General features: G+C 65.5%; 12 protein-coding genes. 3 read left to right on the forward strand and 9 right to left on the reverse strand.

Going from position 1 to position 14,877, the window contains the following annotated elements; all coding sequences use genetic code 11:
• The first annotated feature begins 378 nt into the window (after nt 1-378).
• A complete protein-coding gene (locus tag AB0B64_RS57295; RefSeq protein ID WP_358204341.1) occupies nt 379-1,626 on the forward strand; it encodes a hypothetical protein in 1,248 nt (415 codons plus the stop codon).
• On the opposite strand, the gene AB0B64_RS57300 is transcribed toward AB0B64_RS57295, so the two are convergent.
• The 4 genes from AB0B64_RS57300 to AB0B64_RS57315 form a co-directional block, all read right to left on the reverse strand.
• Complete coding sequence (locus AB0B64_RS57300) at nt 1,623-2,531, reverse strand: aminoglycoside phosphotransferase family protein (protein ID WP_358204347.1); 909 nt, start codon at nt 2,529-2,531, stop codon at nt 1,623-1,625. The two genes, AB0B64_RS57295 and AB0B64_RS57300, sit on opposite strands and share 4 nt — an antisense overlap.
• Nucleotides 2,528-3,220 (reverse strand): GntR family transcriptional regulator, encoded by a 693-nt coding sequence (locus tag AB0B64_RS57305; protein ID WP_358204351.1) that lies wholly within the window; start codon nt 3,218-3,220, stop codon nt 2,528-2,530. Before AB0B64_RS57305 ends, AB0B64_RS57300 begins: the two co-directional genes overlap by 4 nt.
• A 322-nt stretch (nt 3,221-3,542) precedes the next feature.
• Nucleotides 3,543-3,863: a hypothetical protein gene (locus AB0B64_RS57310; protein ID WP_358204354.1), complete on the reverse strand. Its 321-nt coding sequence runs from the start codon at nt 3,861-3,863 to the stop codon at nt 3,543-3,545.
• Entirely contained in the window at nt 3,847-4,119 is a 273-nt protein-coding gene (locus AB0B64_RS57315) for a hypothetical protein (RefSeq protein WP_358204358.1), read from the reverse strand. The genes AB0B64_RS57310 and AB0B64_RS57315 overlap by 17 nt, the downstream gene beginning before the upstream one ends.
• A 138-nt stretch (nt 4,120-4,257) precedes the next feature.
• On the opposite strand from AB0B64_RS57315, the gene AB0B64_RS57320 reads away from it, so the two are divergent.
• Nucleotides 4,258-4,713, forward strand: a complete 456-nt coding sequence (locus AB0B64_RS57320) for a winged helix-turn-helix domain-containing protein (protein ID WP_358204361.1) — start codon at nt 4,258-4,260, stop codon at nt 4,711-4,713.
• 440 nt (nt 4,714-5,153) lie between these two features.
• Here the strand turns inward: AB0B64_RS57320 and AB0B64_RS57325 are convergent, their stop codons facing one another.
• Nucleotides 5,154-8,294: a WD40 repeat domain-containing protein gene (locus tag AB0B64_RS57325; protein WP_358204365.1), complete on the reverse strand. Its 3,141-nt coding sequence runs from the start codon at nt 8,292-8,294 to the stop codon at nt 5,154-5,156.
• A gap of 577 nt (nt 8,295-8,871) precedes the next feature.
• Here AB0B64_RS57325 and AB0B64_RS57330 point away from each other — a divergent pair.
• Nucleotides 8,872-9,915 carry a serine protease gene (locus tag AB0B64_RS57330; protein WP_358204370.1) on the forward strand — a complete coding sequence of 348 codons (1,044 nt, stop codon included), beginning with the start codon at nt 8,872-8,874 and terminating at the stop codon, nt 9,913-9,915.
• A gap of 1,034 nt (nt 9,916-10,949) precedes the next feature.
• On the opposite strand, the gene AB0B64_RS57335 is transcribed toward AB0B64_RS57330, so the two are convergent.
• The 4 genes from AB0B64_RS57335 to AB0B64_RS57350 form a co-directional block, all read right to left on the reverse strand.
• Nucleotides 10,950-11,297, reverse strand: coding sequence for a hypothetical protein (locus AB0B64_RS57335; RefSeq protein WP_358204379.1), 348 nt, complete (start codon nt 11,295-11,297; stop codon nt 10,950-10,952).
• Nucleotides 11,294-12,853 (reverse strand): Na+/H+ antiporter, encoded by a 1,560-nt coding sequence (locus tag AB0B64_RS57340; RefSeq protein WP_358204385.1) that lies wholly within the window; start codon nt 12,851-12,853, stop codon nt 11,294-11,296. The genes AB0B64_RS57335 and AB0B64_RS57340 overlap by 4 nt, the downstream gene beginning before the upstream one ends.
• Nucleotides 12,854-13,019: 166 nt before the next feature.
• Nucleotides 13,020-13,340: an Atu4866 domain-containing protein gene (locus tag AB0B64_RS57345; RefSeq protein WP_358204391.1), complete on the reverse strand. Its 321-nt coding sequence runs from the start codon at nt 13,338-13,340 to the stop codon at nt 13,020-13,022.
• Nucleotides 13,341-13,497: 157 nt separating this feature from the next.
• On the reverse strand, nt 13,498-14,874 hold the full coding sequence (locus tag AB0B64_RS57350) for an amidohydrolase family protein (protein ID WP_358204395.1): 1,377 nt from the start codon (nt 14,872-14,874) through the stop codon (nt 13,498-13,500).
• Nucleotides 14,875-14,877 lie beyond the last annotated feature (3 nt).

The raw sequence follows: 14,877 nt of genomic DNA on the forward strand, positions 1-14,877 counted from the left end.
CTGCAGCCCGAGCAAGGCCGGCCACCTCTGCAAGGCCATCGCCGTCCTGCAAAATCACCGCGTTGCCCAAGCCGCCTGGGGATGAAAAGGGGTCACCGTGCTCATGATCGGGACTGAATGCACAGGGGGTGCTTTATGGGGGTGATTCAAGCCCTGACCAGGAGAAACGCGAGCCGGAATTTCTCGGGAACGCGGGCCTATGAGGCCGTGTTCGCGTCATGATTGCCGAGGCGTGCACATGTGGAGGTGAAGATGTCCCGAATGCCCAATGTGGGGCTTGCAGACGCGATGCGGCGTGCTGATTGTTCTAATTCGGGGCTGGCTTCACGAGTGCGACAGATTGCACAAGAAGATGGCGTAACGCTGAGTTGTACACATGTGGACGTCAAACGCTGGCTTGACGGGGTGAAGCCGCGGCCGGCCACTGCGAGGTTCATTGCCGACGCGCTCAGCAAGAAGGCGGGAACGACCTTCACGCTGGATGACATCGGTTTCGCGAGCGTTGTGACGCCGGAGACACTGGAACGCAGTCTTGCACATGGCGGCGGCATATCCGATGTGGGAAGCCGACTGCTGGGCCTCACGCGCCGGGACCTCGCCGACGATCCTGTGGCGCTTCAGTCGGTGGTCGTTCCGGATGCGTGGAACGAATCTCTCATCGCATGGCTGCTGTCGCGTCCGGAGCCGCTATCGATGAGAGAGCATGCGCGGTCATCCGTTGGTATCTGGGATGTCCAAACCATTCGCGCCACCACCGAGCTGTTCGCGAACATGGGTTTTCAGTTCGGCGGCGGCCATGCGCGTTCTGCGCTGGTCCAGTATTACAACCGTGAAGTCGTTCCCATGCTCGATGGGAAGTTCGAAGAGTCGGTAGGACGAGCGTTGTACGCGGCGGCGGCCGAAATCACGGAACTGGTCGCCTGGACGGCGTACGACCTCGGCCGGCATGGGCTCGCACAGCGCTATTTCCTGCAAGGGCTGCGTCTCGCTCAGGTGTCCGGAGATCGTATGCTGGGTGGCCTGATCCTGGCCGACATGAGTCACCAGGCCAACTACCTGGGCAGATATGATCAGGCCATCCAACTCGCGCGTGCGGCGCAGGAGGGCTGCCGTGGCGCGTCCACCGCGACGCCCATGGCCTTGTTCTTTGCCATGGAGGCCCGTGCCCACGCTGGGAATGGCGATGAAACCTCCTGTGCGCGTGCCCTGCTTGAGGCTGAGAAGTGGTTCGCGAAGCGCAACGTGGACGATGATCCGTCGTGGGTCGGCTACTTCGACGCCGCCGAGCTGGCGAGCGAAGGCGCGCATTGTTACCGCGATCTGCAGAGGCCGTCGCAGGCGATGGAATTCGTCGGCCAGGCGGTCGGGCTCTGCGATCCAATGTACGTGCGAACCCTGGCCTTCGACCGGCTGGTCCAGGCGGCGAGCTACGTGCACATGGGCGAACCTTCCCAGGCTGCGGCTGTCGCATTGGAGGCCATCGACCTCGCCGGGCCGCTCAAGTCGGAGCGCTATCTCCGGTACATCCGAGACCTGCAAGCAGACCTGAACGCTTACGCGGGCGATGGTCGCGTAGCAGAGTTCAATACCGTTGTTGCTCGGAAGTATTCGCTGGAGAGCGATTAGAAAGCGCGCCAGAGCCGGGGCGCGTCGGGATTCCGTAGGGAGTCCATGCGATTGCGGAACTCCTGCGCTATGGCTGCGTCTTCATCGACGTTCTGCATGAGCCAGGTCGTCATCTTCAGTTCATTGATATCTCTGAGAACTGGGTAACCGTCCCACGCCAGAACGTCGAATCCGTACCGCTCGGCGAACTGGTCATATTCGGCTCGCGTTCCCCATCCGACGGTGTGCTCGATGGCGGTGACGGCGAGGTCCGTTTCCGGCGGGCCGAACGCGAAGCGCTCGAAGTCGATGAGAAGGACGGTTCCGTCGACGGTTCTGATGAGATTTTCGTTGTGCGCGTCACCATGAACCGCGCATGGTGTGAGGGGGAAAGCCAGCGCGTCGTAGGCGCTTTGCAGCTCGCGCCGCCGCGTCAACAGGAAGTCCCGATCCTCGTTCGTGAGGACGGACGCCGCGTTGATGCGTTCCGAGACGCGGCTCAGGATGTTCATTGCGGGCAGTCGGAGATCGGCGGGGACGGCCAGTCGGTGGAGTTCGCGGAGGACGCTGGCCAGGTCATCGATGGTCGCCGACGAACCGCTGTCGGAAATGAGGTGCCAGAGCGTTACCGGCCGGCCTCTAACGATGAGCGGTTGTTCATGAGCCGTCGTTCTCGCTGCCGGTATCCCGGACTCGTTCAGCCAAGCTGAGACTGCTACTTCCTTGCGTACGTCATTCAGCACCTCAATACTGCGCGCGATCCTCACGACCACTTGTTCGGCAGGAAGTACGAACAAGGCGTTCTCACCGAGGCGGATCAGGCGGGCGTCTTGATCGGCAAGTCCTGCTGCTTCGCAGGTCTCCTGCAAGGTCGCCAGCGCCTCAACGGAGGTGAAGGGGATCGAGGGCGTCTGAGATACGGTCACGTGTCACCTTTGGATCGTGCTTTGACGACGCGGCCCAGGCCGGGCCTCTTCTCGACGACTCCTTCCGCCTCCAGGAGCGCGAAGGCGCGCCGGATCGTGATGCGGCCGACGCCGCGCTCTTGGGCGAGTGTGTTCTCTCCGGGCAGGACGGACCCCACCGCGAGCTTGCCTGTGGCGATGTCCTTCCGGAACTCGGCGGCGACCACGTCGGCGCGGGTCCGCGCGTGCTCGGGACCGCCGACGAACCAGCCCTTGCCGTGGATGGCCGCGATGAGCCGTTCGCCGGCCAGGAGTTGAAGCGCCTGACGAGCCGTGCCCTTCGACACCCCGAACTCCTCGGCGATGGCGGTCTCACCGGGCAGCTGCTGGCCGGCGACGAGATTGCCGCTGTCGATGCGCTTGCGAAGCGTCTCGGCGATCGTCTCGTACTGCGTGGCCGCCGCGCGGGTGGCCGTTGCCGGGTCGCTGCCTATCACGCGACGACCGCGGCCGGCCTCGCTGGCCACCAGCCCGGAGCGCTCCAGCTCGGCCACCGCCTGGCGGACCGTTCCTCGCGCGACGCCGTATGTGCGGGCAAGCGTGGCCTCGGAGGGCAGCATGGCGCCGGCGGGGGGATCGCCCTGGAGGATGCTGCTGCGGATGTCCTGGGCTATCCGAACGTAGGTAGGGGCATCCGTCGCCTTGCTCATCGCGCTCCCTCGCCGAGGCACAGTGTCTCTAGGGTAGGGCGGGCACGCGTGGCCGGCGGGGCTTACTGGCCTCACGTCCCTCTATTCCTTTCCCGTCATGAGGGTGCCGGACGCGAGGCGGCACCAGGTTGTTGCCGTGCGGCGATGAGCTGCGATCTTGCCTGTACGGCCGCGCAATTCGCAGAACTCGCGGTAGTGCGTACAGGCCGGGGCGGTGTGTGGCTCACGTACGCGTCGGTGAAGATCCGCGTTATGCCGCACAAACTCGCAGATTGCTCAGGAGGGGTGAAGCGGGGGTGTCACGTGCTTGGGCGAGTGCGTGTCATGCGGCTTCCTCACCGCGACGTCCACGAAGACGGCGTTCGCGTCTGGCGGCGGCGCGAACCGCTTCCTCGTGCCGGTGTTGCAGGTTGTGGAAGATCAGGAGTTCCGCCCAGACCTCGCGTGCCCGTCGGTACAGGCCTCTGGCTGTCTCCTCGTAGCGGCCCAGCTCCTGGGCGGGGCGCAGGATGAGGAAGTGCCCGCCCTGAGCGGCCCATTCGTATGCCCCGCAGCACGAGGTCTCGGTGATTCGGATGCGGTCCCGGGGCGGGCGCTGGTACGGCTCCCACAGCACAGGGGGCGGCTCAGGAGGCTGACTCAAGGGTCGCGCTCCTCTTGGCGTACCTCTGCAGGTAGCGGTAGACCTTGCGGCGGCTTCGCTGCCACGTGCACTTGTAGGCGAGCTGGATGGGGGAGTCGGCGACCAGCTCCGGCAGGATCCGATAGGCGATCTCTTCGCTGGTCAGCTTGGGGAGTGGCCTGGCGTGCCAGGTGCCGTCGGGGTAGTGCCAGACGTAGAACCCCCTGAACGCGCCACGGAGATCAGGGTCAGACAGAGCCTCGCGAGCTGTAGTCATGAGAGATTGCGTACTCCGTCCTAATTTTGGATAATTGGTTTCTTGAAAATCTCCACTGAGAGGTGTTTGCCCACGTTAACTCTAGGGCCTCATGGCCACAAGGCTCATGGCAATATGGCCCTGTGACACTTGTGTGCCGTGATCGACTACAGCTCTGGGGTGCCGGTCTACCGGCAGGTCGCGGCTGCGATCCGCGACGACATCACGGTCGGCCGGTACCGGCCGGGAACGTGGTTGCCCTCGGAGTCTCAGCTCTCACAGATGTACGAGGTGGGCCGCGACACCGTACGCGAAGCCCTGGCCCACCTCCGCGCCGAAGGACGGATCACCACGGTGCGCAAGCGGGGATCGATGGTGGCCGTTGAGCCGACCCGCGAGCCGTACCCTGTGCCGGCTGGAGCGCGAGTGATCACGCGCATGCCGACACCGGACGAGCGGCGAGAGCTGGCCACGTCCGCGGAGCTGCGGGAGTTCGGCGGGATGCCGGAGGGCGTGCCCGTGCTTGAGGTCGTACCGGGGCCACGGAAGCACCGCAAGGTCCTGCGTGGGGATCAGGTGGAGCTGGTCATCGAGGATGAGCTGCACGGCAAGTGACTCCAGCGAGCGGCGGTTCTGCGGAATACTGCGGCAATCTACTGAGCAGCTGGAATCATTGTGCGGCTGACGCAGCCGAGCTGTGTGACCTGCGTGGACGCGTCGACGCCTCCATTGTGCGGATTACGCGGAACGTCGGCTGCGATTAGGGCGGGACATCACCGCGATTAGCGCTTGAAAGAGCTTTGCAGACCCGCGCACCCAACGTGCGTGGGAAGGACGGCAGGGGTGGCCTGATGGCCAGGCGCGCCACCGGATCACCCTCGCGGGGGGCGATGTGCTGAACTACCACGTCGGCAAGAATCTCGAATACCGGTCCCCATGCCGTGGGAGTGGACTGAACGCCCTCGGGCACGATCACGCGGCCCTTGCCCCAGTCCCCTCGCCCGTGCGTGGGGAGGACCTGATGCCCTCCGGCTGGTAGAGGCGACGGCATAACGTCACGAGGATGGCGAGGCCGCAGTCGGAGGTAGGCTAAGTTTCCAGGTAACTACTCCAAGCGAAGCTGAGGCGGTGGCGAGCAACACCTCAACAGGTGTTGATCTGTCACAGCGGACCGCTAGTGCGGCGATCCCTTCTACCCAGGCCTGCAGGTGCTGTTCGCCCGTATACACATCGATCAGGTATACGCCGTTATCGGTTCCTGCGATGACCCACTGGCTGCCCGGGCTGACGCTTAAGGCCAACACTTCGGAGTCCAGGCAAATTTCACACGTCAACCTTCGCGCGGCGAAGTCAAAGATATATACTTTCCTGTCGTCATCTTCGCATCCGCCTGCCACGACCCAGCGGCCGTTAGGGGCAGCAGCCACTGCGCGCGGCAGCCCAAAGCTGTCGGGTATATCAAATACTCGCTGATCGCCTTCGCGCATGATGTTCCAAGCAAACACGAGGCCGGTGTCGCCGCCTATTACCCATTCACAGTCTGAGCTGAACGTAACTGCTTCAACCCACTCTGTGCTGTCACAGAGGTATCGTGGCTGATGTTGGCCAAGTAGGTTCCACAACAGGACACAACTCCTCCCGGCGGAGACAAGGAAACGCCCGTCCGGGCTGTATGCGAGCGCCGATACGCCACCGCTGTGAGTACCGAGTTCGCGTGGCGACTCGCGGCCAGTGGCATCCCCCAACCAAATGGCGCCATCAGCACCTCCCGAGGCGACCTGCTGTCCGTCGGGGCTGAACGCCACAGCCCATACCGGGTTGGTGTGGCGACCTAGCTCCTGCTCAGGCTGTTCAGATCCGACCGTCGTGACACGTACCTCCCGATCGAGGTTGCCAGATGCGAGCGATCGCAGGTCCGGACTAAAGGCAAGCGCGTCGCGAGGGCCAATTCTGGTGGTGGGTGCGGCCTTGACTTGGTGGACTTCTGCCTTCCCAGGCCCGAATGAGAGGTCCCATTCTCGTAGAGTACCGTCGCCACCGCCAGTGATGACCCCTGTCCCATCCGGAGTGACGACCATCGCGCTGACTCCTTTCGGATGGTGGCCGAGCTCATGCATCGTCGACCATGACTCAGCCGTATCGTGAACCAATATGTTGCCGTCGTGGTCTCCGGAGATCAGCGACCTTCCATCCGGGGTGAAGGCCACTTCGGTGACGGTTGTCCTGTGTCCCGTCAGCTGCAGCTCCGGCTGCTCGCCGGTCAGATCCCAGATTTTGACCGCCCGGTCTCTGCCGCCCGTGGCTATCCAGCGTCCGTTTGGGCTGACCGCCACCGTGGTGATCCAATTGTTGTGGCGGCCTACTAGCCGCGATTTCTGGGCATCGGTGAGATCTCGTACCCAAACGGTGCCGTCGCCACCGCCGGATACCGCCGATCGAGCGTCCGGGGTGAAAGCCAGCGCTACTGGACCTCCACCCCGGATGGAAGGTCGCTGATCTCCGGCTCGATGCTGCCCGACGTTCCGCGGCGGCTGTTGGCCCGTCAAATCCCATACTCGATACAGGCCGTCTCGAGTGCCGGTGATCATCCATCGGCGATCCGGGCTAATCGCGGCCCCGCTCGAGCCGCGGCCTAGCTCGCATCGTATGATTGACTCTTGTGTATCCCAGCGCTCAATGGTCCCATCGGCGGAAAAGGAAAATAGCGAACTTCCATTGGGGGCGAACGCCAACATATCTACCGTGCCCACCTCACCCAACTCCCTAGGGGGCCCCTGGCCCTCAAGGTCGAATACCTTCAGTACCCCCTCAAAAGCGTCGCTGGATGCCACCCAACGCCCGTCGATGCTGATTGCCAATGCATCGATTCCCGAGTTGTGTCGCCCGAGAATGCGCAGGAGTGTCGATCTGGTGATGCGGTTGGCTGCCGTGGCCGCCAACTGCGGTCCCGGGCGAGCGAAAATTCGCTGATGCCACTGGCGGACCGTGTCTGATGCCGAGTCGCTGCAGACCGCAGCCAGACAGAGCTGCCGGGCAATATATTCGTGTTGATCGATTAGGTACGGCGGTCGTAGGTAAGGAGCTGCAATGCCCAGTAGCCGTCTGGTCTGGGCGATGCTCGACCCTCCGCCGGGAAAGCTGGCTACGGCGCGTAGGACTTCGTCGATGCCTAGCCGACGGATCGCTATCTCCAACCAGCCTGGCTGGTTGACGAGACTGCTCGCTTCGCTGTCCTGCTGAGCCAGGATGCCCGGGTAGTCGCGGAGCAGGTATTCGGGGCTGTCGTGAGGCCACCCTTCGTCTGCCCACTGTTGTGCCCAACTTGCCAGAGCATCCTGATAAGGGGGCAGCCGACGATCGGTGAAGAAGTGGCGGCGGCTGCGTTCGAGGAGGGTTTGGTGCGCGAACTGATAACGTGGTGGGCTGCCTACCGGCTCGAGCACGCGCCCCGAATGCCGCTGCACAAATCTTTCGATGTCGAATACGGGCCGATGGGTGAGATCTGCCAGATCGTCTACGCTCAGTGCCCCTTGTGCAGCCGTAAGGACTCCCAGAATCTGCTGCGCCATCATTGGTTGGTCAATGGGTTGCTGAGCCGACGTCAACAGCCGGTTGAGCTCATGCTGCGCCGCCTGCTCGATGTTCCGCGCCTCGGGTGCCTGCTCAAGGACGGTGGGGTGCGTCATTCGAAGGGGATGATCAGCATCAACGTCGTCAGGCAGCGGTGGATTGAATCGACTGGCGATGAGCACATGCGTCCGCTCCCCCATATGGGTGGGAAGTACAGCGGCGATACTCGGCTGACCTCGCGGTCGGAGGTCCTCGTCTAGTCCGTCCACCATGAGCAGTAGGTGCCGATCCAATAGCTCAGCGCGCGTACTGGCACGTTGCCACAGGTCGGCGAGCACGTGCCGATCCGGGACCGCTGGAGCATCTTCATCAAGTAGCCAGGCCAGTTGAGCGACCGCCGCAGACATGAAATGCAAGGCGTCGGCGTCGGCGGCGCGGCTCTGCAGGAAATAGCCGATGATGTCGACCTCAGCTGGGGGTGCCCAGAAGAATTTCGCCATCAGCGCCGTCTTACCCGCCCAGGGGATACCGACAAGCCAACGGAATCTTTCACCGGACGTGGCGAACCGGCGAAGTTCGTTAAGCTCGACGCGTCGGTTGGCCAGCGCCGGTGTGCGCTCGTCCACTTCCCTCGCAGTAGCCAAATACGCCGGAAGTTGTCGTTTGTTCGACCCAGATGCCTCCGGCGCGCCGTCTGGTGCTGTCGGTGCCCCAGTGCGCTTACTCGATCGGCCTCGTCTACTGTCGCGTTCATCCCGTGCGGCACGATAGAGCTGGTGCAAGGTGCGAAACTCTGCCGTGCCTTCGGTTACCTCCTCGGGGCCCTGCAGCAGGGCGGACACCATCGCCAGCAGGCTGGCTCTATCGCTCGGCACGGTCTTGCCACGCAGCCAGTCGCTGATCGTTGAGATGCTCAGTTTCCCTGGCTTCGCTCGCTTAACTATCGACTCGTAGCTCGGTGATCCCAACTGCTCATGTAGAGCGCAGAGGGCGCGCCGGAATGCCCGTTCCGCTTCTGTGGGCGCTTGTGTCACGTCCCTATTAGAACACCAGCGGATGTTCTTCCGGGCAACCTCCTCGAAATCCCCGGAATATAGGGCCTGGCCTGCGACATTACCTCGTCCGAGGTCCTGGCGGACATCGCCGTGGGGGGCTGGCTGATGCAACAAAGGACTACATCGCGAGAGTCGCGAGCCGTCGGAGGTGGACAAGGGCATGCCTAACCGCGTACGCGTCAAACCTGCAGGCAAAATCCGGCTCTATGCCATGATCATGGCCGACTATGCTGAAGAATTGGGCGATCTCCAGGCCGCTCTGCCTCAGGTCGACTTCGAAGGCTCGGAATTGGTCGCCCTCGGGGAACTCGTCCAAATGCTGGAGGCTTATAGACAAGGGATATTGCAGCCCAAGGCTCTCGGACGACTCCTCAAGGCTGTCAGCGAGATGGGAGCTACGATGCGCCAGGGGTATGCGCTCCTCGACCGCGTCCTCCAGCAACATGGACTCATGATTCCCGGCCGGACGGCGGACATCGCCGCGCCCGGGTCGGGCCCGATCAACCTCGCCAAGACCGAAGAGAAAATCATCGGCGAAAATACCCTCCGCCACCTGTTCTTCCTGGAGAAGGGCTTGGAGGCGGCTAGGCCGGTCGCCTTCGTCGATGTCGGCGCGTGGACGGGCACAGCCTTCCTGGTCGCCTCCGATCTGGTGCTGACCAACCACCACGTCGTAACCGATCGCGGACAAGCAGCCAGAGCGGTGTTCCGGTTCAACTACCAGCTGAACGCGAACGGCACGCAGAATCGGATTGAGGAGTATCGGGTTGCGCCCGATGGCTTGTTCCTCACCGACAAGAACCTCGACGTCAGCCTCATCCAGCTTGCGGAACCGGTTGGCGACCGCTGGGGTACGCTGCGCTTGAGCCTCAGGACAACCGTCTTGGGCCAGCGACTCAACATCATTCAGCACCCCGCGGGCATGCCCAAGCAGATCTCGCTGCAGAACAACTTTGTCCAGTACGCCAACCACCGCGTCGTCCAGTACCTTACCTCCACTCTCGGCGGATCGTCGGGCGCACCGGTGCTCGACGATCGGTGGGACGTGGTGGCCGTGCACCACGCCGGCGGTATGTTGAGCGAGCCAGGGTCTGACACACTTTTCTGCCGTAATGAAGGCATTCTCACCGGAGCGATCCTCCAGATTCTTCCACCTGACGTGAGACGTCGGCTCCAAATAGTCTCCGACTAAAGCATTGGGTACGCTAGCCTCCCCGCGCCGTCGCGCGCCGCCGGTAGGGGGCAGGATCACCAGTCGAGTGAGGGGGACGTCGGAGCTGACCAGTGCGCGAGACGAGCTGGCGGCCCTGCCCTGATCCGGCACGCCTTCATAGTGACTGGGACTACACCCTGCATTTCGCATTGCCGTGGCCCGGGCTGCACCAGCCAAGCCACCAGCTCAACGGTGGGACCTACGGATGCTCTTTGATCCCACCCTGACGGATGTCCTACCGCACCACCTACAGCACCGGCAAACTGCTTGATCGGTACGACTACCCGCATCAACCAACGCCTTCTCCGCGTCTTCTATGGGTCGTGCTTGCACGCGTCCTCGCCGAAGACACTAAAGGCTCCAACGACAACGAACCCGTGAGGCTCCAACGACAACGAACCCGCGTGGTAATCGTGTGCAGGTCCCTCGAAGCGTGACCGCGGCCAATGCGCGGCCAAGTGGGGATAGTTAGGGGAGAAGGGCCAGATCAGGGCCTGATTGTGACGGGTCTGTAAAACCGTCGGCTCAGCCTACGCAAGTTCGAACCTTGCACCTGCCACACCAGCGGGAAGAGGCCCGTCACCAGCGCAAACGCGGTGACGGGCCTCTCGCTTTGCGTCCGGCTGTCCGCGGGTGACACCGGCGCTCTACGGTTGATCGTTCTCTAGCGATCTTGGTTGATGGGTCGCAGCGCCTGGGATGTGTCTGCGGCGACACTGGCTCCCTCGACGCGCGCGTCTACCGTCAGAAGGAACGTCACAGAGCCCTCAGGAAACGACTCAAGCACCTTGGGACGGCAGCGCAGCTACTCCGACAGCACAGTCGCCGCCCTCTACGTGCTGGCGCAGGGTACGTGCTACTGGCCTGACCCTCCGTGCGATCAGCCAATCGTGAAGATGATCGATGGCATTCCGAACTCAACGTAGAGAAAGCCCACATCTACGCAGCTAATCCCGGCGGTCCTTGGGAGCATGACGACCTGGGCCCGGAAGAGCTGGATGACTTCCCCAACATCATCCTGATGCCGCCCACACCACCGAAGGATCGACGGGCGCAGACGAGATCTCTATCCGCCGCAGGTGTTGCAGGAATGGAAGCGCCGGCGGGAGGGCCTGGGACTGATGGTTCTGGAAGGCTTGGGGAGGCTTACGCAGGAGCGGCTGCCGGACGTCGCTGATGGAGAGTTGGGCGGTGGCCGCGGCCGGGCTGCTGGGTCTGCTGGCTGCCGCCGGGGCGCTTACGGCCGCGCTGACCGTCACCAGCAGCATCACCGGAGTCGCGACGGTGGCCGTTTTCTGGCCGCTGGCGGGCACGATGGTGGCGGGTGTCTTCCTGACGGCCGGGGTGACGAACGTGCTCACGACCCGTGCGGCCCTGCGTCGACCCGGAGTTGTTCGGCGTCCAGCCGGGATTGCAAGCGACGTAGGACGATGTCGTCGATGTGGCGGCGATCGCGGAGCTGGATCAGGGTGGCGCGCTGGACCTGGAGCAGGGCGAGCTTCAGCTGCCGGGCGTGCTCCGCCGCTTCCGCCTGGCCGTGGCGTCCGGGACCGGCGAGCTCGCGGGCGAGCGCGTCGGCGATGTGGGCGGGTGTGCCGAGGCGGGCGGCCTGCTCGGGAAGGGCGGTCAGGGCCGCGCGGGTGATCTCGCGGACGGCCAGGCGCTCCTCCCGGGCCTGGGTGGGGTCGGCGGGCAGGCGGGCCCAGCGGATGAGGGCGGGCAGCGGCGGTCCGAGCAGGACCAGGCTGGTCAGGATGACGATGGTGGTGATGAACACGATGGCGTCGCGGTCTTGAACGGGTAGTCCTTGCGCGGTGAGGGCGGGCACCGACAGGGCTGCGGCCAGGGAGATGGCGCCGCGCATGCCGGCCCAGGCGAGCGGCAGCCGGTGCCGGGCCGCGATGCGTCGTTCGCGCTGGCTGGGCCGCCGGTCGAGGAGCCGTACCAGGTAGGGGACGGTGTAGAACCACAGCAGCCGCACGCCGATGACCACGGCGCTCACCGCCAGGGCGAGCAGGAGCGCGTGCGGCAGCGCGAAGGACGACAGGCCGCGCACCGCGGCCGGGAGCTGCATGCCGACCAGGACGAACAGCGCTCCGTTGATGAGGAACGTGGTGACCTCCCAGAAGGAGACGGCCTGCAGCCGGGCGGCCGGCGGGATGAGCCGGGGGCCGGCCTGGCTGAGGGCCAGGCCGCAGGTGACGACCGCCAGGACGCCGGAGGCGTGTAGGAGTTCGGCGGGAAGGAAGGCGGCGTAGGGGGTCAGGACGCTCAGGCCGCTGTTGAGCATGGGGTCGCGCCAGCGGCGGCGGATGACAACGATGACCCCGGCGACGGCGAGCCCGGCGGCGATGCCGCCAGCGTAGGAGACGATGACGCGCAGCGTGGTGCCGCTCCAGGAGAACGGCACACCTTCCACGGCCGCTTCGAGCGCGACCGCGAGCAGCACCAGCGCGGTGGCGTCGTTGATCAGGGATTCGGCGCGCAGCATGGTGACCGTACGGCGGGGCAGACCGCGGGCCACCGCCGCCACGGCCACCGCGTCGGTGGGGCCGAGCACCGCGCCCAGCACGAACGCCAGGGGCCAGGACAGACCGGCGGCGTGGGCCAGAACCGCCACCGCCGCGGTGGTGAGCACGACCAGGCCGGTGGCCTGCAGGGTGATGGAGCGCAAATTGGCCCGGATCTCGCGCAGCGAGGTCGTCAAGGACTCGTAGTACAGCAGGGCCGGCAGGAACAGGAACAGCACGACCTCCGGCGGCAGCGGGATGTCGCCGAAGTGGGGCAGCAGCCCGATCAGGGCCCCGCCGGCCAGCAGCAGCATGGGCTCGCTGAGCCGCAATCTCCTGGCGATCCAGGTCAGGGCCAGCACGGCCGTCACCACGACGACCACGATCTCGATGCTTCGGTGGCTCATCGGCGGGGTTTCCTCAAGGGTTGCTACTGGAAGGGCATAAGACGGACGAGGCGGCCGGGAATGGCGTCCTCCACGTACCAGACGCTGCCGTCGCCGGCCACGGCGACGTCCCGGATCCGGCTGCCCATGGCCCAGCGTTCGGCTTCGCGGTACGGGTCGGGCGCGGTCAGGTTTCGCGGTAGAGCACCAGGTGCTCGTGGTAGAGCACGCCGTCTCGCACGTCGCCGGTGGCGGTGAAGCCCAGGTCGTCGTGGTAGTCGAGGTGGGTGCCGGTGACGGTGTAGCGGCCGGTGTAGGCAAGCTTGCGGCCGTCGCGTTCCTCTTCGTAGCGGCCGGTGGCGAGGAGTTCCTGGCGGATCCGGCCGTCGGCGGTGACCCACATGCCGACGTACGGGTGAGGGGCGGATTTCGAGCGGCCGTCGCTCGCGGCGGCGCAGGCGAGCAGCGTAGTGAACAGTCCGAGGAGGTGCAGGGTGTTTCTGAACACGGACGGGCTCCTTGCCAGTGAGAGGTGATGGGCATGGCGGGCCGGCCGAGGCGAGCGGCCGGGGCCGGTGACGGGGGAGGGCGGTTGCCGGCGCGTGCGGGCCGGCTGGGCAGCCCAGGCCGATCCCGCTGATCGCGCCGGCGACGGTGCGGCCGGGTCAGGGCCGGTCGGCGGAGCCGGAGGCGCGCAGGACGCGGTCGCGGGAGGCGCGCACGTCCTCGCGCAGCGCGGCCAGGTCGACGTCGAGGACGGCGCCGGCCCACTTGCGGACCTGACCGGCGATGAAGACGGCGTCGATGTTGCGGGCGTCGGAGCCGAGGACGAGGGTGCCGATGGGGTCGTTGAGCGGCATGTTATTGAGGTCGTCGGCGCGTACGACGAGCACGTCGGCCTGCTTGCCCGGGGTGAGGGAGCCGGTGACGCCGCCCAGGCCGATGCTGGCGGCGCCCTGCAGGGTGGCGAAGTCGAGCACGTCGGCCACGCCGATCCGGGCGGGCTGGTCGCCGGTGCCATAGGCGGCGTTGACGGCGCGCATGCGCTGGATGGCGTGCAGGGCGCGCATCTGCGTGAACATGTCGCTGGCGAGCGCGACTTCGACGTCGATGCTCAACCCCGGCCGGATGCCGACCGCGAGCGCCTCGTCGATGGCCGGGATCGCGCTCTCCAGGCCGATCTGGGCGTCGGAGGTGGGGGCGAGCGCGACGTTGGCGCCGGTGTCGGCCATCGCCTGCCAGGCTTGCGGGGTCAGGCCGGTGCAGTGGATGAGGGAGATGTCCGGGCTGAGCAGGCCCTGCTTGGCCCAGCCGAGGATGGCCTCGGAGGAGGACTGGCCGAAGACGGCGTCGATGCTGACGCCGATGCCGAGGTCGCGGGCGGTGCGGGCGAGGTGTTCGCCGTAGGCGAGGTCGGGGCCGGCGACCTCGTCGGTGGCCAGGGCGGCCAGGCGCAGGGTGAGCAGCCCGCCGACGGCGAAGTAGGTGTCGTGCAGGCGGGTCAGGTCGGCGGGCCACTGGCCGTCCCAGTCGCCGAAGTGGGGGCGCATTGAGGCGTGCACGCCGCGGATGCCGGTGTCGGCCAGCGCGCGGATGGCGGCGTCAGAGTGGGCGGCGGTGCGGGAGTTGTGGGAGAAGTCGAGCATGGTGGTGATGCCGCTGTCGATGGCGGTCAGCGCGGCCAGGCGAGTGCCGATGTACATGTCCTGCGGCTGGTAGGCGGGGGCGATGCCGGCCAGGGTGGAAGTGACGTACTCACCGAGGTCGTTGACGTCCGGCATGATGCGGCGCAGCTGCGCCTCCCAGGCGTGGCGGTGGGTGTCGACGAAACCGGGGGCCAGGACGGCGCCGGTGACGTCGATGACCAGCGCGTCGCCGGCCTGCAGGTCCACGCCGACGGCGGCGATCCGGTCGCCTTCGATGAGCAGGTCGGCGCGGGGCAGGACGCCCAGCTCCGGGTCCATGGTGACGATGGCGGCTCCGGTGAGCAGGATGCGGCGGCCGGGGACGGCGCTGCGCAGCTGGTCCAGGGTGGCGTTCATGGG

This window comes from Nonomuraea sp. NPDC049129 (assembly GCF_040648495.1).
Lineage (GTDB): Bacteria > Actinomycetota > Actinomycetes > Streptosporangiales > Streptosporangiaceae > Nonomuraea.